The following is a 21,835-nucleotide window of genomic DNA, read 5'->3' as shown; positions in this document are numbered from 1 at the left end:
GAAAAATCCCGGATCGTTTCAAGGTTTGAATAATGAAGTACAGCTGTTTTTTCCGCCTGTCCTCCGACTCCGGACAGCGCATTTTAATTCATGACAAATGACATCCTTCCGCCGGTCTAGGAATTCTGGACAGCTTCCGCCTTTTTCATGGTCATAGTGGGCTTGATAATCATCCGCAATGACTGGTCTTTAGTAAAGTAGGCAACCATCCAGTTATACAGCGTATTGATCCGGTTACGATGGTTTATCAGAGAAAGAAGGTGAATAAACAACCATGCAAGCCACGCAATTACTCCTTTGAAATGCAGCTTGGGCGAAGGAAGATCCACAACCGCTTTGGCCCTGCCGATAATGGCCATTGATCCTTTGTCGTGATAAGCAAACGAATGAAGCGGCTTGTTTTCCGCAATAAGCTGCAAATTCCTTGCAAGCAGTTTTCCCTGTTGTATGGCAACCTGCGCTACCTGCGGATGGCCGTTCGGAAAGTTTTCGTCCGTAGTCTGAAGACAGGCATCACCGATCGCATAGATATTATAGGAACCTGCAATTCTGTTATGGGCATCCACAAGCATTCTTCTGCCGCGGCCATACGCCTCCGGCGGAATTCCTTCAAACACCTTTCCGGTAACGCCGGCAGCCCAGATCAGCGTTTTGGCTTCGATACTTTCGCCATCTGTAAAAACAACCTTGTCATCCACGAAGTCGGTAACGTGCGTATTCAGCTTAATCTTGACACCCAGTTTTCTGAGCGCCTGCAAGGTATCTTCCTGAGATTTTACGCTCATCGGAGAAAGCAGGGCATCGCCACCGTCCACAAGGTAAATTTCGCTTCCTCTTCCGGCAAGTTCCGGATATTCCTTGCGCAGGATGCCATTACGCATTTCTGCGAACATGCCGGATATTTCCACACCGGTGGGCCCTCCGCCTGCAATTACCACGGTCAGCAGTTTCTTTACTTCTGCCGGATCTTCAGAAACGGATGCTTTTTCCATCTGGAGAAGCATTCTGTTACGCATTTCCAGGGCATCGTCAAGGGTTTTCATCGGTGTGGAATTCCGCTTTACGTTTTCCATGCCAAAGAAGTTTGTTTCTGCTCCGGTTGCAAAAACCAGAAAGTCGTACTGCAGTTCTCCGTTATTCAGAATGATTTTGTTCTCGTTTGGTACTACTTTGAGAAGCTCGCCCATGCGGAAATAAACATTTCCCCTGCCGCGGAGCAATTTCCGGAACGGGTAGCTGATGCTTGAAGGTTCCAGATAAGCCGTCGCAACCTGATATATCAATGGCGGAAAAAAATTGTAATTGTTTTTATCCACCAGTACGATCTCGAACTTATTACTTTTAGCAAGATCCAGGGCAAGATTTACACCGGCAAATCCTCCACCAACGATTACAACTTTCATAACGTTACAGATTTTATTTATTAAGAAGGGTTATTCTGCGAATACATTAATATTCAGTAGGTTAACTAAAATATGAGCCTTTTGTAACCTGTCAAAATAACACTTGTTAAATTATTATTAAGATGCAAAATGACATTGCCATTACAAGAACGCAACCAGATTAACCTTTAAAAAAATGATACCAACAAACACCTGTCAAAAGGTCAGGCAACGGCATCTGTCATTCTTCCTGATTTCTTCAGGTACTTGATGTATCCGTAAACGGCGCCCAGAACCAGCACGATAATGACAAATGTTTTCATCCGGTTTTCCTCATCCGGAACCAGCTGGGGATATTTAAACAACAGAATGGCAATGATGCCCGTCATCCATACGAACAGCGTGTTGTATTCTTTGAGCAGCCAGCGTTTGTAATTGAACCTCATACCATTAAACGTTGCACCGATCCCGTTGAAATTGATCAGCCATCTGTTCACACGCGCACAGTAACTGTCGAACTGCGCACCGAACTTGTTGCGCAGAAAGTTTTCTTCTGCAAGCACAATCGCCTGGTAGATAAAAAGAAACAAAGGCATCACTACGGCAACGTATATAAGGGAATTGGAAAGAATGCCCACACCCAGCAGCATCAGAATGTTCCCGACATACAACGGATTGCGGCAATGCCTGAAAATGCCTTCGGTGACCAGTTTTTCCGCATAAACCTTTTTGTCCTTTCCGCCCCGGATAATGTAAGCAAGGCCAATGGTGATTCCGCGGATCAGTTCACCGGAAAATGTAACAAGCAGTCCAAGGATGATCGGTAACAAATAATATTTTTCACCAAAGGCTTCCGGTGTAAACAACATGGGTGAAGGTATAAAAAGCAGCAGATACAGGAAAATAAACAATACATTCCTGAACCTGAAAAAGAAATTACCGATGGCGATCATGATTTTTTATAAGCTATTAATCCGGAGAAATTATACCATTTGAAGAAGATTTCACAATCCCCGAAGCCGGCTTCTTTCAGCAGAAGCAGGTTTTCAGAAAGCTTGTACGGGATCAGAACGTTTTCCAGTGCTTCTCTTTTCTGGGAAATTTCCATTTCGCTGTAATGATTGCGACGCTTGTAATTGTAATAATATTTAATAAAATCGCGGTTGAAAACGGTGCTTTCCGCAAGTACTTTCTCCACCAGAATCAGAACACCGCCCGGGTTCAGGCCGGCGTAAATATTCCGGAGCAGCCTTTCGCGGTAAAGCGGGCGGACAAACTGAAGCGTAAGGCACAGAATCACCACGGACGCATTCTGGATCGGGAGCGGCTCATGCAGATCACCTGTAACCAGATCGTACGGACGGACAAAATCTGCTTCTTTTAACTTGACATCGCATTTCGCAAGCATTTCAGGTGACTCGTCAATGCCTATAAAGCGGATGTCGGAAGGAATCAGCTTGTCCACTTCGATCATTGTTGTACCTGTAGAGCAGCCGAGATCGTACAGGCAGGAACCTTCCTTCACGTGATCAGCAGCTATTTCCCCCACCATGCGCTGCATTTCATTATAGTACGGAACCGATCTGCTGACCATGTCGTCAAAAACCTTCACTACGGTTGTTCCGAACTTGAAATCCGAAACTTTTGTAATTTCATCCTTAAAGACTTCGTCCTGCTCAAAATCCGGCGAATTTGTCATGTTATCAGTTTAGGTAAGAATTTGATGCTATTATCAACAACTATTTAAAAAACATCAAATATAAATTATTTACCCGTTTCAGGTTGGTTTAATACGCTGAATTATTGTCTTTCCCGTGGCAGTATCCGTTCCTTTCAGTTCGATGTAAAGTACGTTCGGCGACCAGAACGTGCCACCGTCTATATGAATGAAAACCCTGTTCAGGATGCATTCCCTTTTGTTGATGCTGGCATAAACATGATATTCGTCTTTACTGTCTTTCCGAAGGTACAGCGGCATTTTGGAGTAAGCTACAGACCTGAGTTCAAAAGAGGAATTTCCGGTCTGTTTGGAATTGATACCGTATGCAAATTTTCTCTGAAGGTAATTCAGGTCTTTGCGCACGCCTCCGTCCGTATAACGGATCCAGAATGTATTGACCGGATTTTTTTCACTGATCCGCCCCTGCTTGTCCACATTCAGCTGGTAGCAAATGGTATTGGAATTCGGGTCACGCTGAATATAAAACAGCAGTCCGGGAACATTGGTTGGTACCGGAAAGTCATCGGAATCAACGGATTTCTCAGTTGATTTCCTATCAGTGGAATGGCTTTCTGAATACGAAAACAGCACCAGGCAAAATGCCGTCAGTATGCTAAACACGTATTTCATCATCATTAAAATTGTTATAATAACATTGCTTGCGCAATCATTTCCCTGTCGCATTCGCCGGAACGAAGGACTTCTTCCACCATTTCCGGATCGCCGGAAAACGGTCCCGACGACTGGATTTTCAGCGTCGCCATGGCTGCACCGAACTCGCCCGCTTCCTGAACATCCGCGCCCTGCACTTTTTTACTTAAATAACCGGCCATGTACGTATCTCCGCAGCCCGTTGCATCTACGATTGCCGCAGGTTTATAGGCCGGAATCTGGAAAAATGCATGGTCCTTGTAAATCAGCGAACCTTTGCTGCCAAGCGTAATAATCACCTCTTTCACACCCAGATCGGCCAGATACTGCGCACCTTTGCGGACATCGCTCGTGCCGGTCACGACTTCCATTTCAAATTCATTGGCTTTCAGCGTGAACACATGCGGAAGTACTTCTTTCTTTTCGGCCCAGTCTTTATACAGAACCTTTTGATCTTTTACATAGCGCAGAAAACCCTGAATATCCAGTGAAACCAGCCCTTTTGCAGCCAGCTGTTTAACCAGATCGGCAGAAATATCGTCGGAAAGCAACGGCCCGAGATGGAAAATTTTCGCATCAATGGCCGGCATCAGTTCAGGCGTGAAAGGCGCCGCTTTGTGCAGTACATTCTGCTCGCGGTGATCCTGATTAAAGCTGTAAATGTTTTCGAAATAAACCGTGTATTCGCTATCCAGAGAAAATACTTCAATATTTTCCTCGCGCAGGCCGGCGACAATGTGACTTTCCTTTTCTGCCAGTGCAGTTACCAGCGTATAATTTACATCAAACTGCCTGAGTGCTTTTGAAAAGTAAAAGGAAGTGCCGCCCGGCATGTATTTGACGGAATTCGCCGTAACAACCTTATCCAGGGTAATATGCCCTATGGTGCAAATGTCGTACATACTGTTTCTTTTAATTTCCATTGCGGCATTAATCGTGCCACAACAAAGTTTACAATGAACCTAAATTTTTCAGGGTTTCCGGCAATTGTGCAAAATCGGAAATCTCTGCATCTGCATGCTTCTGTTCGTGATCCGTGGCTTCATCCCAGCCTTTCACGTTTATCCAGACACTTCTGCAGCCCAGCTTTTTAGCCGGCAGAATGTCTTTGCTGTACGAATCGCCCACAACAGCGCATGCTGCAGGATCAAAGCCCAGTGCATCAACGCCAAGCTGATAAATCTGCGGATCGGGCTTGCGTACACCCACAACCGCCGATTCCACAACGGACTGAAAATATTCTCTGATTCCAAAATCCTTCAAAACGCTGTTGATATTGCCGTAAAAATTGGAAACCATTACCAGCGGATAATCATTTGCCAGTTCCGCCAGAACCGGCGCTGCTTTTTCTACTGTTGTGCGTGCAAAATGATTGCAGGCACTCGCAATGGCTTGGATGGCTTCATCATTCATGGAAAAGCCTTTTTCCTTCAAAAAAGCAAACTGCTGCTCCACTTTCAGGAACAATACATCGTAAAAAACATGATGCGGTTTGATGATCGGATTCAGTGCCAGTGCCCTTTCACCAAATGTATAGGCACTTGCAAATGCGTCTCTGTCCACATTTACCTGATTCTGCTGATAACTTTCCCACAATACATTCGCCCAATGCAGGCCGTTTGTATCAATTGTTCCGCCGTAATCAAGTAAAATTCCTTTAATCATAATTGTTTGTTTTCAATCATACCCGTTCTAGCGGATACTGTTTTTTATAAATTCTGCTTTCTGAATGTGTTCACCGCCCCGACCGGAACAGGCTCCATGTTTTTATCATCATTATCCTTGTCACTGTTCGGGTTCCTGTTTTTGACCTTGCGGTTAATAAGCGCAAGTCCGATGGCGATCCATACAATTTCACGGATGCGCATGACGATTCCGATAAAAATTCCTTTGGAAGCCAGAAGGCCTACGCTGCTCAGCGCAAGTGCCAGTCCGCCTTCGCGTGTTCCCAGCTGCATCGGAAAAAAGAAAACCAGATTGGCAAACAGCGACGAACCCGAACTCACGATCAATGATTGCGACAAAGTCATTTCCAAGCCGATCGCATGCGCTGTAAAATAGATTTCCGCACAGGAAATCAGCCGGGCTGCAAACTCGTAAAACAGCGAAGCGTAAAATACATTTCTCCGTTCGGCGTATAAAATGCGGATCTGTTCGTCCACCTCAAACAAGTTTTCAGCATTTTTCTGCGCAAAGGCATTCGCTTTTTTTCGGATAAAAGGAATTTTTTCCAGCAAGCGAAAAGTACTTACGGTAAAGCCTTTTTTATACACATTGATAAACCAGTAACCAAGAACCAGCCCCGTAACAAGTAAAAGTCCGCAGCCGGCAAGCATCATATTGTTCAGCGGCACGACGGCCACGATGAGGATAATGGAAGCAAGCCAGAAAATAACATGCGAAAACATGTGCATCAGGCCGTACAACAGCACGGAAGACGTTGCTTTCTGAATGCCAAGCGCGGGCTTCAGTTCCAGAATCCGGTACGGCTCTCCGCCCAGTGCTACAAACGGCGTAATGTAATTGATAGCATAGCCCGAAATCGTAAGCCGCAAAACTGAACGAAAGGAAATATTGCTTTCGGGCATGGCCGGCTCGCGGATAATGGCACGGAACGCAAAGGCATTCAGCAGATAAATCAGCAGCCAGCTTCCGATTACTGGAATAAACCACAATCCGGTACGCTGGATATTTTCCCAGATTACAAGCATTCCGGTGCTATAAATCATATAGCTCAGCGAAACAATTCCTATGAACAGAAAAACAGCTTTATACAGTTTGGTACCCATTCGTCTTTCCGTTCAGGATTTTCTTGTAAAAATAGCGGCTTACTTTTTCCTGATTGACGATCATATAAATCAGGATCGGGTTCAGGACAAACATGTCAAAAAAGAAATAAATCCATGACTGATCCAGAAAAAGCCATAGAAACAGAAACAAAACCCGCGTATTGAACTGGACAATGTTCGTATATTTCATCAACGGCTTGTTGTGCGCACGGAAATCAACGACAAGTTCATTCGGAAGGCCGTTGCGGTATTTGTCCCGTACAAGCGCAAGCAGTTTCTGAAGCTGCGGTGAAAAGCTTTCCTGCAGTTTCGTATAGTTCAGATACGTTCTGGCAATGAATTTCATTCCGAAATCGGAAGACCAGCTCAGGCGGTCGTATTCCTGCTGCAAGTCCCGTGAACTGTCCAGCTCGCTTCCGGAAGTTCCTTTGATAAAGAACAAATGCACATTGCGGTAATAATCCGCCATGGCCGACTGCACCACGTGCGAAGCGCCGGCGAGTACGCCCGGAACCCATATCCATGCACTCCAGCCTTCATTCTGGCTGCGGAGGCAAATGGCAATGTGAATGGCAATAAACCAGAAATCACCCGCGGCACCGTCTAGAATCCGGCCGAGCCGGCTTTTGTCGTTCGTCATGCGGGCAAGCTGCCCGTCGGCGCTGTCGAGCGAATTGGCAAATACCAGCAGCAGCATGCCGATTACATTGATCCAGAGTTCCTGATAATAGAAAAGTATTCCGGCGGCAACCCCGAAGAAAATGCTGACGATCGTAACCGGATTGGGCCTGATGCCTACTTTTGCACAAAATAATGCAATCTGGTAACCGATTGGACGGTAAAACCAGATATCGATCTGTTCTTCGGTATCGCTGGACTTGAGTGAATTTTCGAAAGCTGAACCGGATTTGACTGCCTCCTCTTTTTTTCCGCTTTTGCCTGAAGTAGTTGTCTCCATTAATTCTGGTTGGTAAATTGATTGTAAAGCATGCGTGCGATATGGCCGGCGGCCTGATCCCGGCAGGGTGCAAAACTCGGCCAGTCGTTGAGGTCAATAATCCGGAAACTTCCGTCTTTGCCGACAATGGCATCTCCTCCATAAATAGCTATTCCAACCACTTCCGCTGCGACGGTCGCTACATTTTTTAAATTCTCCGCATCGAACGCATGATAAACAGAATTTCCGTTGATGCTTTGGTAATCAGCGTACTTGTGATGATTGTTATCGTAAGGATAAAACCAGAAGAAAAAATCGGTACCGCGCACGCCGTAAAATTTCACCAGATCGCCGATCAGATGTCCGGAAATAACTGCATCGGGAATATCCCGCAGTGCATACTCGCGCAAGATTTCCTTGGCTTCATCTCGTGTATTTGCAAAGGAAACGTCCTCTTTATGGATTGCATGAAAATCTCCGCGCTTGATCCAGTACCCTTTGCTGTCTATTTTATCAAAAACATCGTTGTCGCTGTAAGAAGTCGGAACAATGTAACTTTCTGCAACCGGAATGTTGTTCAGGTTCAGCGCATTGGTCAGATTGGTGCGGTAACAGTTTTCAATGCCGAATGCCGAATTGATAACCTGCGTTCCGTTTTTTTCAAATTCCTGCAGTTTCCTTACAACTTCTTTTTGACGGGCCATTGTAAATATTTTCTGCTGCGTGACTTCATTCATTCCCAGCAGTTCATCTTCGGAACAAATGCTGATTCCGCATCCCATTTTAACAAGTTCCTGGGCTGTCAGAGAAAAAATGGCATCGTCATTTCCTATATGATTCGGCGAAAACTTCCGGTTACGGTGCACGCCAAGTATTTCTAATTCATTCATGTACGCTGCTGACCGGTAAAAGCCGCCGGTCATTTAAAGGGTAATTTGGTTAATTGGTGTCTGTATTATATTCAGTAGGCATTTTCAGGACTTAAAAAAAGCTCCGCCGTACGAATGTCGCTGACATGATCCACATCCACGATTTTCGAGAACGGATAGGCTTCCAGTCTGATGCCGTTTTCCAGCAATTGCCGCTGAAAATTCCGCATTCTGCTTGTACCATTTTTCACCGCTTTGTCCACAACGGCAATGGCATTTTTTTTCAGACAGTAGATTCCGCCGGACACAAATGAGGTTTGCGTCACATTCTGATCGGTAAATGCAGTAATTCCATTTTGCGAATTTACGCTTACATACAACGGACTTTCATCATCAATGAAAGAAGTAACTGCCATCAAGCCGTCTATGCTGCTGTTTTCCTGAAAATAGTCAATGAATTCGCTGAATTCCTCTTCCTTGAAAACGGTATCCGTTGTTGTAAGGCAAACGGAATCCAGTTCCGGATCGGATTTCAACAGCTCGTAAACACTGTGCAGTGAACTCGGCGTTGATTTTTTAATGATATCAATCGGAAACGTACGGCTTAACTCGGTCAGATGTTTTTCAAGGCTTTCCGATTCTTCATTGATGATGATCTTGATCCGCTGCGCGTTGTTACGCATAAAAATTCCGATCAGACGATCTATAAGCATTTCTCCGTAAAGGCTGACCATGGGCTTCGGAAGCTTGAACCCTTCCTTCGCCAGGCGCGAACCTTCGCCGGCTGCTATAATTGCATAATTCATATAACTGGTGTTTTAAACTGAGCCCTTTTCTTCTCTTAAAAATCGAGCCTGAACCTTGCCCGCACGCCCCACTCCGAAACATTGGGATTATCCAGATACGTAAATCTTTTTACAAGGTCTACGCGGAGCAGTTTGAAAATGTTGGCAATGCCTATACTTCCTTCAATGTACGGTTCTCTCGACAGCGTATACGTGATCGGCTTGCCGGCCTCATCCACAGGAAAGCGGTAAAGTGACGGATTCAGACCCGGATTGTTTTCGTCACGCAAGCCGCCCATCAGTCCTTTGAAACTGAACACTTCTCTTAATTTCAGTTTTTTGATCAGCGGAATCTTGTTGAACAAAAATCCATTCATATAATACTGAATATCCAGACTTGCATAATGGTCACTGACAAATTCCAGGAAGTTCATCAGGTTATAGGAATTCAACTGATAGGCATAAGTCTGGTTGGCGCGGTGAATGGTCAGCAGCGGAAACAGGACTTTATTTCCAAAAATATAGCCGCCTTCTGCAGTCACATCCGCATAGCCGAACTGGGATAAATAAACCCTTTTAGCAACATTGGCCGTAAGATTATGGTACCGGTTTTGTCCTTCAAACACACCTTTCAGACCGGCATTGTAGCGCAGTGTGAAAATCGGGTATTTGTTGATAATCGGCGTACGGTACAATTTTCCCTGATAAAACTGCTCGTTCGGCGCATAACGGAGTTCCAGATTGGCTTCGGTGTTGCTCAGCGTGCCGGCATTCTGCAGACCGCCTTCGTCATTCAGTCGTTCGTACCGAAGTATTCCGGCGGGCGTCTGCCTCCATTGCGTAAAACCGATCCGGTAAGAAAAGTGACTTTCAAGTTCCCTGACGTATTCCATTTTGTACACGTCATTGTACAGCCAGCGGTTGTTTTCCCCTCTTTTAAAGGATAAAAGAAAATTGTCTTCCTGAACAAACTGCAGATCCTGACCGGGAATTTTGGTATCGCGCTGATAACTCGCACGGATGTAGTTCAGCGGAAAATGATAAACGGATTTATTATTGAACGAATACGTGCCGCTCAGGAAATACTTCCATTTCTTGTCCTTGAAGCCGTATGCCGCATACGTTTCGAAATAAACCCTTTTGCTTAAATCGGTCGTTGTTCTTCCGCCGAAACGCAGCCGGAAACCTTCAATCGGGTTGAAACTGTAAAACGTATTCACCGGCCCGATTTCCACTTTACCCAAGGATTTATACCCCGAAAGCAAAAGCGTGGAAATATCCATGGTGCGCCGGAAAGATGGAATCGTCTGCAGGGTATCGATATTTTTATAAATATCCAGCTCCATTTTATCCAGCGGAATGTGCCTTGCCGTGTTCCAGAAAGACTCTCCGACTTTCACATCCGGATTGTAGGCAATTTCTTCGCCCGGACCTTTGTACGTGCTGTCCGGCCGGCTCTGATTGATAATGTAGTTTTTGAAATTGACAATCCGTTGTCCGTAAAAACCTGCATTCTTCTCACCAAGTGCAAATTCCATGGCAAGACTTGTTTTATTCAGCCGGTAACGTCCGTCTGTGCCTTTTTCAAATTCAATATGCGCTTCCAGATCACGCATAAAGTTCAGGTTAATGTCTTTGTTAACTGTCAGATATGCATTCTGAACGCCATAATTCCCGTCCAGCGTGACAAACAGCTTGCCTTCAAAAAGCATATCGGTTTTGTTTCTCGGGACAAATCCCAGCTCCACAAGCCACGGCGTGCTGGTTTTCACCGTATCGCGGATAAAAAACTTGTAAAATGTCGGCGCCGTATTGGCGATCGGGCTCAGCAAAAGGTTGGTTGCAATGGAAATGTCATTGTCATAAAGATTAATATCTTCATAAAGCCGGTTGAAATAGGCGCTCAGACCGTCATTATCCACAAATTTTGCATCAAACTCGGCACGGCGGTTTGCGAGTACAAGCTGCTTTTTCGTGTAGGGATTTTTTCTGAAATAAACCTGTGAAAGCTTTTCCTGAATGTAGGCCGGCAACATGTTTTTGCCTCCGATCGCCGCCGAATCCTGATCTTTGAACAAAAACTGATAATTCTTGAAAATCCTTTTTTCCTTGAAATTTTCAGAAAGGTTACTCAGCGCAAAGGAAATTTTTTCATACTGCTCGTACTCGACGTAATTATTGCTGGCCATTTTATTCTGGTCTTTGTGCGCAATGACTTCGCGGATCAGCTGAACGGCAGGATTGTCGCGGTTGCGGTATTTTGCTTTTCCTTTTACCGTTACTTCCTTAAGCATGGATGCATCGACCGACATTTTTACATCAATAACCTGACTAACGCCCGGCTTGATTTCCTTTTCTACGCTGAGGTAACCGATGTAAGTAAATTTAACTTTCGTGTATTCTTCACGTAACGTTAGTGCATAACGTCCGTCAACATCCGAGACGGTTCCCATTGTCGTACCCGGAATCAGAATCGATACATACGGCAGTGTTTCGCCGGATTTTGCATCCGTAACCGTTCCTTTGATTGTTGTGTTTTGCGCTATGGCTGTTCCGCTGAAAATCTGTACTAAACAGATCATCAGGAGCATGTTTAACCATACCGGCTTAATTGTTGTTTTCATTTTTAAACATCATAACGTGTTATTTTGCAGTCCTTAGCCTTCGGTTAATCAAGTCACCGGAATTCCGGATGTTGATCAAGAGGGTACAGAAATGTCAGAGCCATTTATTTTCCTTGTACCACATCAGTGTTTCGGTAAGTCCCTGCTGCAAGTTGTATTGCGGCCGGTACCGCAGATGATTGCGGGCTGCGTCTATACTACAGATCCAGTTTGGCGCTGTAAGCTCTTTTAATTTTTCTTTGTTCAGAACCGGCGTTGCCGCTGAAAATGCATAAACCGCATCGAGCAACCCGGCGACCATTTTCACCAGTGTCATCGGAAGGTGTGTGCGAAGGCTGGTTTTGCCGCTTATTTCCCTAAACTTGTCGGCCAGCGCATACCGGTCGTAAGCATGACCGTCGGAAATATTGTAAACGGAGACTTCTTTACTGCTTTCCTTTAAAGCAGCCATTGTTGCCGCCACCAGATCTTTGACATACACGAAGCTCAGCCGCTGAGGGCCATTGCCAATGTAAGCGTCCAGACCTTTGTTCAGTGTTTTGAAAAGAACAAAAAGATCCTTTTCGCCCGGACCATATACGGCAGTCGGGCGGATAATCGTCAACGGTAAATTTTCAACATCCGAAAGGTAATTTTCGGCAAGCAGCTTGCTCCTGCCATAATCCGTTACCGGAACCGGCAAAGTGTTTTCCGTAATCGGCTGTTCAGCTGCATAAGCCAGCGGCCCGATTGCCGCCAGACTGCTCAGAAAAACAAACCTTTTCAGCGGAATGCCCGTTGCCAGCGCAGCCTGCGCCAGATGAAGTGTGTAATTGGCATTTACGAGGTTGTAAGCCGCTGCACTTTTGGCTTTTGTTACGCCCGCAGCATGAATAATATACTCACAGCCCGACTTTTCAAGTGTGTGTTTCAGCGATTCCTGCGAACTGAAATCGGTGTTTGCAAATACAAGAGAATCCGTTTTCAGCTTCTTCAGAAAAGTCAGATCACTGGATGGGCGCACGGCTGCATGTACTTCCATGCCTGCTTTCAGCGCAGTTTCCACCAGATGAAAACCAATGAATCCGCTGGCTCCGGTTATAAAAACTTTCTCTTTCATATTGCTTTTTCAAACAACCTGTACCGTTTGTACAGCTGGCCGTTGATCTGCTCAATGGCGTGGTTCATCAGGTAATTTTCTTCCAGCATCCACGAACATTCGCCGCCTGTAACTTTTGTGCCGTACGTGTTCTTGATGATATGGCCGTAAAGACAGGCTTCAATGCCCATTTTCCGGTAACCTTCCACAACACCCAGTGTAAGCACGCGTATGCGGGTAATATTTTTCTTGCCCATAAGCAGCTTGAAAATTCCTGTCGGAAGCAAACGTCCTCTTCGGATTTTGATCAGAATTTGGTTGATATCCGGAATCCCCAGTACAAAACCGACCATTTCACCGTCCTTTTCAGCGACAAGACAAAAATTCGGATCAAGGATCATTTTAAGGTCTTTGGCCAGATAGTCAAATTCCTTTTCAGTCATCGGAACGAAACCCAGGTTTTTGTCCCACGCTCTATTATAAACCTGACGGATCTTGACGACCTCGTTCTTGAAATCCTTCATATTCACCTTACGGATCACCACGCCGCTTCGTTTCAGCCGGTTTTCCAGCGCGTCAATAAGCCTTACGGATTTGTCATTGGCCGTATTTACATTGATTTCATAAGCCAGAAGATCTGTTTGCTTTGTCAGACCTGCATTTTCAAGCAGTTCAATGTAATACGGCGCGTTGTAAGGCATCATGGCCATCGGCGGCCTTTCAAAACCATCAATCAGTAACCCGCAGGTATCGTTGGTGGAAAGGTTGACCGGCCCGACCAGATTGGAAGCCCCTTTTCCTTTCAGCCATTTAACTGCTTCGTTCAGCAGCAAATCCACGGTTTCCTGATCATCAACAGTGTCGAAAAAACCAAAAAAGCCGTCGTTCTTGCCCGTGAATTCAATATGATTGCGGTTGTAAATGGCGGCAATCCGTCCCGTAATACTTTCCCCGTCCCGTACCAGAAACAGCTTTACTTCCGAGTGTTCATAAAAAGGATGCTTTCCCGGAGAAAGCATATCCTTTTGCGCAATGAAAAGTTCCGGAACATAATTTTTATCGTTTCGATAAAGATCATGCGGAAAATCAATAAACAGTTTAAGTTCTTTGGGAGAGTTTACGTGGACGATTTGTTTCATAGTCTTTCAGTGACAGGCTGAGGACAGATCTGACGATAAATTTTGGTAATTTTATCCACTGCTTCTTCAATCTGGCTGAATGTATGCGTTGCCATGAGTGAGAAACGGATAAGCGACTGTTCAGGAGGAACGCCCGGCGAAACAACCGGATTCACAAAAATTCCTTCGTCCTGTAAAAGTTTTGTCAGCACGAATGTCCTTTCATTATCCCGTATGTACAAGGGCAGAATCGGGCTTTCGGTACGTCCGAGATCAAAGCCGTTGACAAGCAGCAGCTCTTTCGCATATCTTGTATTGGCCCAAAGGCGTTCAATATGATGCGGCTCGGATTCGATTATATCCAGTGCAGCCAGCGTACTTCCAACCGCAGCGGGCGTCATGCTCGCGCTGAACATCAGCGAACGCGCGCGGTGCTTAAGGTAATCAATTGTGCTTGCATCCCCTGCAATAAATCCGCCCAGGGAAGCCAGTGACTTGCTGAAAGTTCCCATAATCAGATCCGTACTTTCCGTCAGTCCGAAATAAGATGCAGTTCCGGCACCATTATGCCCGATCACGCCCAGACTGTGCGCATCGTCCACTAAAACAGTTGCATCGAATTCGGCTGCAATGGCATTCAGTTCAGGCAATTTGACGATATCGCCTTCCATACTGAAAATCCCGTCCGTAGCGATCAGCTTGATAGCCTCTTCCGGCAAAAGGCTCAGCTTTTTCCGGAGATCGTTCATATCGTTATGCGCGTACTTGATTACTTTGGAAAAAGACAGCCGGCTTCCGTCGATGATGGAAGCATGGTCGCTTTCATCCAGAACAAGGTAATCGTTGCGGCCGGTCAGGCAGGATAATGCGCCCAGATTGGCCTGATAACCGGTACTGAAAAGGATTGCATCTTCCTTGCCCGTGAATTTGGCAAGTCTTTCTTCCAGCTCTTCGTGTATGTCGAGTGTGCCGTTCAGAAATCGGGAACCCGCACAGCCGGTACCGTATTTCTGCGCCGCCTTTTGCGATGCTTCAATGATATAAGGATGGGATGTAAGTCCCAGATATGAATTTGACCCGAACATCAGGACCGGTTTTCCATTGATGATAACCTCCGTATCCTGACCCGATTCGATTGGTCTGAAGAAGGGATAAAGACCTTTTGCTCTTACATTGGCCGCGTCTTTGAATTCGGCAATTCGATTATTTAATTTTTTACCCATAGATAATTAGTGTCAGAATCAACAGCTTCTTTTTATAAGGTGCCGGATGGCATCCGGCCGTAAACTGATTGGAAAGATCTGGAAGGTCAGTTGGTATTGTAGTTGTTCTTTTCCATAGTATAAATTTTGAACCTTGAGTGATGGTAAAATGTCTTTTCCTTGCGTGTTAATGCGTGGTTTTCGGCCTTCTGCACCGATCCGTTTCACAGTTATCCTTTCCTGCCGGATTATTCCTGCTTAAAGTTATCAAAGTATTGAAGAACTGTGATGAATAATTCCGCTGCAAATAAATTTAAAAGGTAAACCCGATACCCTCCGCAGTAGTTCACAAAGCTGGTCAATCATTTTGTATTTTACCAGTAATAAAAAGAGCGCGTCTTTGTGCCGGCTGCTCATTCATATGTGTGTTTATCCTGATTCTGAAATCTTTATTTAAAAAACATGAAAGTATTGAACAATCTGTAAAAAGTGAATTTTATTTATTTGCCACAAAACTTTTTCTTCCGTGTTTTTCAGAATGATCCTTATATAAGTGTGTTATCCGGACAGCCTGCATTTTCCGGTATTTTGCCGGCGCCCGATTCAAGGTTGTAACTAGCCTTTTACTATTCTGCCGGATGGACGATTTTTCATCAAAACCGCGCCAGTACATGTGATGCCTGCACTATCTATTTGTGGTTTACACGCACTTTGGTTAAACAAATGTTTATTTTAAATAGTTGTTTAACGTTTATGCAAAAAAATTCAACTTTCCAGTATCAGGTAATTACAGATCATTGCTTTGACATGTTCTTTCTGCTCCTGCGCATACCGGTTAAATTCCTCTTCGCTCATGCCGTAAATCTTTTTATGGATGTGCTTTCCAAGAAAGATAAACTCCACACAGCTTTTAATCAGCGGAATAATATTTTCAATGTGGATTTGCCGCAATGTACCGTTGGCAATGCCTTCATCCAGCTGCTTGCAGAACAAGGTCGAGCGGATCTGTTTAAAAAATGAAAGATCAGGAAAAAGACGTTCCGGTTCCTTGTGGATCTCATTCATGATGAAAATTACCAGATCGGGTTCTTCATTCATCATTTTGAAGTCATTCTCGATCATGTCCGAAATCTTGGTTTTGATATCCACCGGTTTGTTGAGGATATTCACCATATTCTTAAAATACAATTCCAGGATATCCTTGAAGATTTCCAGAAACAGCTTTTCCTTACTTCTGAAATAATAATTGGTCAGCGCAATGTTCATGTCTGCTTCCCGCGCAATGTCACGCGAAGTAGTCCCGTCAAAGCCCTTCTTCAGAAAAACCCTTCTGGCCGCTTCTTTGATCTTGTCCTCACTTTTTTCTGTTACACACTTCACATTCAATTGAGTTAGGCAATACCTTATTAAATATCAGACCGTTTTTCTTCTGATTTATGATCAAATGTCTGTATTAATTTTGTTACACTCAAGTGTTTTAAATAAATAATTTAAACAACTATTTAAAATAATTATTTAATAGAAAATTATATCCGATTAGTACAAAATAACCTGCTCGCAAGGCGGGTCTTCCCGCAACAGTTCGAAACTCTGACGGGCAATTTCAAGCTCTTCATTGGTCGGGATTACAAGCACTTTCACCCCGGCACTTTTCTCACTTATTTCCCGGATCTGATCCGACTTGATCCGGTTGCTTTCAGCGTCCAGCTGAATGCCGAAGTATTCCATACCGCGGCAGATTTTTTCCCTCATCAGCGCATCGTTCTCTCCCACGCCTGCAGTAAATACAATAGCATCCAGGCCGTTCAGTACGGCTGTATAGGAACCGATGTATTTTTTTATCCGGTAAGCATACATATCAATGGCCAGTTCTGCATCGTAATTGCCGGATTCCAGCATTTTCATCACATCGCGCATGTCGTTGGAACCGGCAAGTCCGAGCAATCCGGATTCATTGTTAAGCAGTTTATCCATTTCGTCGGCTGTTTTTCCTTCTTTCCGCTGCAGATGCAGGATTACCGAAGGATCAATATCGCCTGAGCGCGTTCCCATTACCAGCCCGCTGAGCGGTCCGAAACCCATGCTCGTATCAATGGATTTCCCGCCGCTGACGGCCGTTATGCTGCATCCATTTCCCAAATGGATACTGATCATTTTTACATCCGGTTTTCCAAGCCACTCCATCGCTCTTTCAGACACATACTTGTGGCTCGTTCCGTGAAAACCATACGCGCGGATGTGCATTTCCGAATAGTACTTTTCCGGAATGGCATACCTGAAAGCAAATTCGGGCATGGTCTGATGAAATGCGGTATCAAAAACGGCGATCTGTTTGGCATTCGGAAAGATCTTTTCCGCAAATTCTATGCATTTGTAATTCACCGGATTGTGAAGCGGCGCAAGCGTGGACAAACCCAGGATTTTTTGCTTGACATCCGGATCAATGACGACTGCCGTAGAAAAATACTCGCCGCCATGCACGACTCGATGCCCGATTACTTCCAGATCATCCGTGTTTTTGATAAGTCCCGAGTCCGTCAGCAATGCAAGTACATGTTTCATTCCCTCGCCAAAATCTTTTACCGCCAGGGTTTTTTCTGTTACCTGTACATCCTCTTCTCTGATCGTTTTATGACGTATCAGTGAATCTTCTTTACCGATTTTTTCTATCAGACCTGTACAAAGCGGCCTTTCATCGGGCATGCTGAAAAGCTGGTATTTGAGTGAACTGCTTCCTGAATTTATAACGAGAATATTCATTTTATAAGGATTGTCCGCTTTCCTGGCACTGGATCGCAGTAATGATTACGGTATTGAAAATATCATCCACAGTACAGCCGCGGCTCAGATCGTTGATCGGCTTGTTCAAACCCTGAAGCATCGGTCCGATTGCCAGCGCGCCGGTCTCGCGCTGCACGGCCTTATAAGTATTGTTGCCCGTGTTAAGATCCGGAAAAATAAGCACGCTTGCTTTTCCGGCCACTTCCGAATTGGCCATTTTCTGGTTTCCTACGATCGGGTCTACGGCGGCATCGTACTGGATCGGGCCTTCCACTTTCAGGTCGGGGCGCTTTTGTTTTACAATGGCCGTTGCTTCCCGCACTTTCTCCACATCCTCGCCTTCGCCCGAAGTTCCGGAAGAGTAGGACAACATGGCAATGCGCGGTTCTATGCCAAAACGTGCGCTGCTTTCCGCAGATGAAATCGCAATTTCTGCAAGTTGTTGCGCAGTCGGATTCGGATTGACCGCACAATCGCCGAAAACAGAAACACGCTCGGGAAGGCACATGAAAAAAACGGACGAAACAATGGAAACGCCGGGTTTTGTCTTGATAAACTGCAAAGCCGGCCTGATCGTATGCTGCGTTGTATGCACCGCGCCGGAAACCATTCCGTCGGCATCGCCTTTGTAAACCATCATTGTACCGAAGTACGAAACATCGGTCATGAGGTCACGCGCCATTTCCTGATTTACATTTTTATTCTTTCTGAGTTCAAAAAGCGTTTCCACATACTGTTCATAGTAATCGGAAGTAGCCGGATTGATCACTTTAACCGCGTTCAGATCCAGATCCAGCCCCAGTCTTTTCAGCGATGCCGCTATTTCCGCCTGATCGCCGAGAATAGTCAGATCCACGATATTCTGGCTTATGAGCCTTGCAGCAGCTTTGAGAATCCTGTCATCGTTTCCTTCCGGCAGTACGATGTGTTTTTTCTGGCTTTTGGCCCATTTTACAAGCTGGTACTGAAACATATGCGGCGTAATTCCTTCCGGCTGGAAAGTGATAATCCGGTCGTCAAGCGCTTTCATATCAACGTACTTTTCAAAGGTATCAATCGCAAGACTGATTTTGTTGGTATTATCGGCCGTAATCCGCGAATGGATTCCTCCGATCATTGTCGTCGTTTCAAATGTTCCTTTTTTGACTGCTATAATCGGAATAATCGTCTGAAGTCCTTCGATAAGGCGAACAACAGGTTCGTCCGGCTCGGTGCCGGCAGTCAGCACAATGCCCGCCACTTTCGGATAACTGGCGGAAAGATTGGCCTGAAGAGCACCGATAATGATATCGCCGCGGTCGCCGGGTGTGACAATGAGTAGGTTTTCCTTGATATGGTTCAAGAAATTCGGCAGCATCATGGCGCCTGTAACAAAATTGTCGACCTGACTGGAAAGGAGGTTTTCACCAAAAAGCACTTTGGCCTCAAGTACATCCGCAATTTCTTTCATTGTCGGACTTTGCAGCCCTTTTTCCAAAGGAATAATGGTCAGGATAATTTCTTTCGGCAACTGCATGTGCAGCAGTTCGCGTACGTCATCGACTTGTTCCTGTTTTACCCGGTTTGCCACAATCCCGAGAACCTGAACTTCGCGTGACTCAAAATTCCGCAGCACATTTAATGCTGAACTTACGATCTGGGCAGTGGATTTGTTTTCTCCGTTAATAATCGTCAGAACCGGTGCGCCGAGGTTTTTGGCAATGGCTGCGTTGGACTCGAACTCAAAAGCAACGCCTTCTCCGAGGAAATCGCTTCCTTCGATCACGGTGAAATCATACGCATCTTCCAGCTTTTTAAATTTGCTGATGATCGTATTGATCATTTCACCCCAGTTTTCGGATTCGGTCTGCTGAAGTACTTCCTGACGGGTAAAAGCGTAAGTATCTTCGTATGGAATCGGCAGGGAAAAGTAACTCAGGACCGCTTCAATGTGCTTGTCTTTGACTCCGTTTTCCTGTTGTGAAATAATCGGCTTGAAAAACCCGACTTTCTTGGTTTTCGCCAGCAGCATATTTACAAGCCCGAGTGCGATGACCGATTTTCCGGCATAAGGTTCTGCCGATGCAATGAATATATTCTTTGTCATAAAATCCCTGCTTTTTCAGATGTTATATTTGTGTTTTTCCTGACAAAGCTGATTTGCCCGTCGCTTTCCATAAACGCACTTTCTATATTTTCAAAATTGTCTTCCTGCAGATGGTTTCTCAGGCTTGCGTACAGGTCTGTTTCACTGACAAGTGCTCTTTTCAGGTTTTCCTTCATAATGTGCCCGTTTTGATATAAAGCTATTTTCCTGCCTTTGATCATCCTGCCGAATCTCAGATTGGAAGATCCGATCCACGCAAACAGGCGGTGAAGCACTGCAATGACAAGCGCCGCAGAAATGGTAGGCACAAACTCCGATGCACCGACGACGGTCCTGCTCAGTATGGCGCCCAGCAATATGACAATGATGTTGTCAAAAGGTGTTTTCATGCCGAATGAACGGCGTCCGGCAATGCGCAGTAAAAGCAGTGTGATCATAAAAATAGCAGCCGCCCTCAGAGACATCTGAAGTGTGGAGAGATTTTCACCTTCTCCAAATATTTTTATGATACTTTCCATAGATACCCGCAAAATTTCCTGTTTTCCTGAAAGCTGTATTCAGCTGTTTCTTTAAAGATTCCAGAAAATCTCTGCAGCAAAAAATAAACCACGAGCCGGGCCAGGTTTGCCGGCTGTGTGTTTTGAGGTATGAGAAGTAAGGTGTGAGAAGTAAAATGTAAAGCAGACCCGTGTCATTCCAGCATGTTCCAGTCGGCAACTTGCTCGTTTTGCTTTTCTACGAGCCATACCTTGCTTTCCGGAAAAAACTTCATGTACTTTTTGCTTTTTGCAATTCCTGCTACGCTGAATGCCGTTGCAAGCGCGTCCGCGACGGTTCCGTCCGGGGAAATAACTGTTGTTCTTACGTGATAAAGCAGGCCGACACCCGTTTTCGGATCCACAATATGTGAGTAACGCACGCCTTTGTATTCCATGTAGCGGTAAGTAGGGCCGGAAGTAGCGAGTGAAGTATTGGACAGTTCCATGGTCTTTAATGAGTCGCTGCCGTTTGAAACCGTTATTTTCCATCCGCCGGTGCCCGGAGGCGAATCGGTGAGCACGATTTTGCCGCCCGCATCCATCATTGCCGACTTTATTCCATAACTTTTCACAACCTTGATCGCTTCTTCTGCTGCAAAACCCTTTCCAAGTCCGCCGATATCCAGGCGCATTCCTTTCTGGGCAAGCAAAACTTTATAGCCGTCTGCATCCAGTTTCATTTTTTTAAAACCGGTTTTGGACAAAGCCTCTTCTATTTCCTGTCTGGCCGGGAAAATACCTTTTCTTGTAGCATGGCGCCACATCTGCACTACGGGTCCGAGTGTCGCATCGAAAGCCCCTTCCGTTTTCTGACTGATATCCTGCGAAATGGCCAGGATGTCAAACAGTTCCTTGCTTACAGCAACCCATTTTCCACTTCCCGACTGGGCAGAAAGCAGATTGATCTCGCTGCCGTCACGGTAATCGCTCATGATTTCGTTCAGCTTTTCAACCCTTTTAAATGCGCTGTTTGCAGCCGCATTGGCCACAGAATCGTCCGGAGCGTACAGCACCAGTTTGAACGGAGAACCCATCATCCCTTTCTCAAAGCTGTAACGATTTAACTGCGCGTACGATAAATTGCAGAACAAGGTCAAACTCAGCATGATGCATTGTCGCATTAAAACGGACTTCGAAATAAATAGTTTGACTTTGATTTGCTGTATGGAAGAGAAATTGCGGTTAACGGGCATCAGGAATTGGTCAAATGTTCTTTTGCAGATTAAAAACGAAAATTAATTCATTTTATGAGAAGAAGCATAATTCGTACCGGC

At 45.3% G+C, this 21,835-nt stretch carries 19 protein-coding genes; all 19 read right to left on the bottom strand.

Going from position 1 to position 21,835, the window contains the following annotated elements; all coding sequences use genetic code 11:
- Positions 1–116 precede the first annotated feature (116 nt).
- The 19 genes from FEM55_RS10595 to FEM55_RS10505 all read right to left on the bottom strand — a co-directional run bounded on the left by FEM55_RS10595 (position 117) and on the right by FEM55_RS10505 (position 21,682).
- Positions 117–1,403 (bottom strand): NAD(P)/FAD-dependent oxidoreductase, encoded by a 1,287-nt coding sequence (locus FEM55_RS10595; RefSeq protein ID WP_138281293.1) that lies wholly within the window; start codon positions 1,401–1,403, stop codon positions 117–119.
- Between the two features lie 203 nt (positions 1,404–1,606).
- On the bottom strand, positions 1,607–2,335 hold the full coding sequence (locus FEM55_RS10590) for a methyltransferase family protein (protein ID WP_138281292.1): 729 nt from the start codon (positions 2,333–2,335) through the stop codon (positions 1,607–1,609).
- Positions 2,332–3,081, bottom strand: coding sequence for a carboxy-S-adenosyl-L-methionine synthase CmoA (gene cmoA, locus FEM55_RS10585; protein ID WP_138281291.1), 750 nt, complete (start codon positions 3,079–3,081; stop codon positions 2,332–2,334). The genes FEM55_RS10590 and cmoA overlap by 4 nt, the downstream gene beginning before the upstream one ends.
- A 78-nt stretch (positions 3,082–3,159) precedes the next feature.
- On the bottom strand, positions 3,160–3,738 hold the full coding sequence (locus FEM55_RS10580; protein ID WP_229209192.1) for a DUF4833 domain-containing protein: 579 nt from the start codon (positions 3,736–3,738) through the stop codon (positions 3,160–3,162).
- Positions 3,739–3,746: 8 nt separating this feature from the next.
- The gene (locus tag FEM55_RS10575; RefSeq protein ID WP_138281290.1) at positions 3,747–4,655 is read right to left on the bottom strand and encodes a PfkB family carbohydrate kinase; all 909 of its coding nucleotides are present in this window, start codon (positions 4,653–4,655) and stop codon (positions 3,747–3,749) included.
- A 49-nt stretch (positions 4,656–4,704) separates the two neighbouring features.
- On the bottom strand, positions 4,705–5,418 hold the full coding sequence (locus FEM55_RS10570; RefSeq protein WP_138281289.1) for an HAD family hydrolase: 714 nt from the start codon (positions 5,416–5,418) through the stop codon (positions 4,705–4,707).
- 44 nt (positions 5,419–5,462) lie between these two features.
- Entirely contained in the window at positions 5,463–6,542 is a 1,080-nt protein-coding gene (locus FEM55_RS10565) for a lysylphosphatidylglycerol synthase transmembrane domain-containing protein (RefSeq protein ID WP_138281288.1), read from the bottom strand.
- On the bottom strand, positions 6,523–7,500 hold the full coding sequence (locus FEM55_RS10560) for a CDP-alcohol phosphatidyltransferase family protein (protein WP_138281287.1): 978 nt from the start codon (positions 7,498–7,500) through the stop codon (positions 6,523–6,525). Before FEM55_RS10560 ends, FEM55_RS10565 begins: the two co-directional genes overlap by 20 nt.
- Entirely contained in the window at positions 7,500–8,369 is an 870-nt protein-coding gene (locus tag FEM55_RS10555; protein ID WP_138281286.1) for a hypothetical protein, read from the bottom strand. Before FEM55_RS10555 ends, FEM55_RS10560 begins: the two co-directional genes overlap by 1 nt.
- Positions 8,370–8,440: 71 nt before the next feature.
- A complete protein-coding gene (locus tag FEM55_RS10550; RefSeq protein WP_138281285.1) occupies positions 8,441–9,154 on the bottom strand; it encodes a nucleotidyltransferase family protein in 714 nt (237 codons plus the stop codon).
- A 35-nt stretch (positions 9,155–9,189) separates the two neighbouring features.
- A complete protein-coding gene (locus FEM55_RS10545) occupies positions 9,190–11,715 on the bottom strand; it encodes a DUF5686 and carboxypeptidase-like regulatory domain-containing protein (protein WP_229209191.1) in 2,526 nt (841 codons plus the stop codon).
- A 136-nt stretch (positions 11,716–11,851) separates the two neighbouring features.
- Positions 11,852–12,856 (bottom strand): NAD-dependent epimerase/dehydratase family protein, encoded by a 1,005-nt coding sequence (locus tag FEM55_RS10540; protein WP_138281283.1) that lies wholly within the window; start codon positions 12,854–12,856, stop codon positions 11,852–11,854.
- Positions 12,853–13,974: a GNAT family N-acetyltransferase gene (locus FEM55_RS10535; RefSeq protein ID WP_138281282.1), complete on the bottom strand. Its 1,122-nt coding sequence runs from the start codon at positions 13,972–13,974 to the stop codon at positions 12,853–12,855. The genes FEM55_RS10540 and FEM55_RS10535 overlap by 4 nt, the downstream gene beginning before the upstream one ends.
- Positions 13,971–15,176: a serine palmitoyltransferase gene (spt, locus tag FEM55_RS10530; protein ID WP_138281281.1), complete on the bottom strand. Its 1,206-nt coding sequence runs from the start codon at positions 15,174–15,176 to the stop codon at positions 13,971–13,973. The genes FEM55_RS10535 and spt overlap by 4 nt, the downstream gene beginning before the upstream one ends.
- 744 nt (positions 15,177–15,920) lie before the next feature.
- A complete protein-coding gene (locus tag FEM55_RS10525) occupies positions 15,921–16,535 on the bottom strand; it encodes a TetR/AcrR family transcriptional regulator (protein WP_138281280.1) in 615 nt (204 codons plus the stop codon).
- Between the two features lie 156 nt (positions 16,536–16,691).
- Positions 16,692–17,915: an acetate/propionate family kinase gene (locus tag FEM55_RS10520; RefSeq protein WP_138281279.1), complete on the bottom strand. Its 1,224-nt coding sequence runs from the start codon at positions 17,913–17,915 to the stop codon at positions 16,692–16,694.
- Position 17,916: 1 nt separating this feature from the next.
- Entirely contained in the window at positions 17,917–20,022 is a 2,106-nt protein-coding gene (pta, locus tag FEM55_RS10515; RefSeq protein WP_138281278.1) for a phosphate acetyltransferase, read from the bottom strand.
- Positions 20,019–20,540 (bottom strand): DUF421 domain-containing protein, encoded by a 522-nt coding sequence (locus FEM55_RS10510; RefSeq protein ID WP_138281277.1) that lies wholly within the window; start codon positions 20,538–20,540, stop codon positions 20,019–20,021. Before FEM55_RS10510 ends, pta begins: the two co-directional genes overlap by 4 nt.
- Positions 20,541–20,713: 173 nt before the next feature.
- Complete coding sequence (locus FEM55_RS10505) at positions 20,714–21,682, bottom strand: FAD:protein FMN transferase (protein ID WP_138281276.1); 969 nt, start codon at positions 21,680–21,682, stop codon at positions 20,714–20,716.
- Between the last annotated feature and the right edge of the window lie 153 nt (positions 21,683–21,835).

This window comes from Dyadobacter sediminis, assembly GCF_005860765.1.
Taxonomy (GTDB): Bacteria; Bacteroidota; Bacteroidia; order Cytophagales; family Spirosomataceae; genus Dyadobacter; species Dyadobacter sediminis.
Note: the sequence above shows the minus strand (reverse complement) of the source record. Positions and strands in the feature narration are given on the sequence as shown.

Coding starts and splice junctions, on each gene's coding strand:
- FEM55_RS10555 (WP_138281286.1), bottom strand. CDS start 8,369: ATGAATGAATTAGAAATACTTGGCGTGCACCGTAACCGGAAGTTTTCG.
- FEM55_RS10545 (WP_229209191.1), bottom strand. CDS start 11,715: ATGATCTGTTTAGTACAGATTTTCAGCGGAACAGCCATAGCGCAAAAC.
- FEM55_RS10560 (WP_138281287.1), bottom strand. CDS start 7,500: ATGGAGACAACTACTTCAGGCAAAAGCGGAAAAAAAGAGGAGGCAGTC.
- FEM55_RS10570 (WP_138281289.1), bottom strand. CDS start 5,418: ATGATTAAAGGAATTTTACTTGATTACGGCGGAACAATTGATACAAAC.
- FEM55_RS10575 (WP_138281290.1), bottom strand. CDS start 4,655: ATGTACGACATTTGCACCATAGGGCATATTACCCTGGATAAGGTTGTT.
- FEM55_RS10595 (WP_138281293.1), bottom strand. CDS start 1,403: ATGAAAGTTGTAATCGTTGGTGGAGGATTTGCCGGTGTAAATCTTGCC.
- FEM55_RS10535 (WP_138281282.1), bottom strand. CDS start 13,974: ATGAAACAAATCGTCCACGTAAACTCTCCCAAAGAACTTAAACTGTTT.
- cmoA (WP_138281291.1), bottom strand. CDS start 3,081: ATGACAAATTCGCCGGATTTTGAGCAGGACGAAGTCTTTAAGGATGAA.
- FEM55_RS10520 (WP_138281279.1), bottom strand. CDS start 17,915: ATGAATATTCTCGTTATAAATTCAGGAAGCAGTTCACTCAAATACCAG.
- FEM55_RS10550 (WP_138281285.1), bottom strand. CDS start 9,154: ATGAATTATGCAATTATAGCAGCCGGCGAAGGTTCGCGCCTGGCGAAG.
- FEM55_RS10565 (WP_138281288.1), bottom strand. CDS start 6,542: ATGGGTACCAAACTGTATAAAGCTGTTTTTCTGTTCATAGGAATTGTT.
- FEM55_RS10510 (WP_138281277.1), bottom strand. CDS start 20,540: ATGGAAAGTATCATAAAAATATTTGGAGAAGGTGAAAATCTCTCCACA.
- spt (WP_138281281.1), bottom strand. CDS start 15,176: ATGGGTAAAAAATTAAATAATCGAATTGCCGAATTCAAAGACGCGGCC.
- FEM55_RS10590 (WP_138281292.1), bottom strand. CDS start 2,335: ATGATCGCCATCGGTAATTTCTTTTTCAGGTTCAGGAATGTATTGTTT.
- FEM55_RS10505 (WP_138281276.1), bottom strand. CDS start 21,682: ATGCGACAATGCATCATGCTGAGTTTGACCTTGTTCTGCAATTTATCG.
- FEM55_RS10540 (WP_138281283.1), bottom strand. CDS start 12,856: ATGAAAGAGAAAGTTTTTATAACCGGAGCCAGCGGATTCATTGGTTTT.
- pta (WP_138281278.1), bottom strand. CDS start 20,022: ATGACAAAGAATATATTCATTGCATCGGCAGAACCTTATGCCGGAAAA.
- FEM55_RS10580 (WP_229209192.1), bottom strand. CDS start 3,738: ATGATGATGAAATACGTGTTTAGCATACTGACGGCATTTTGCCTGGTG.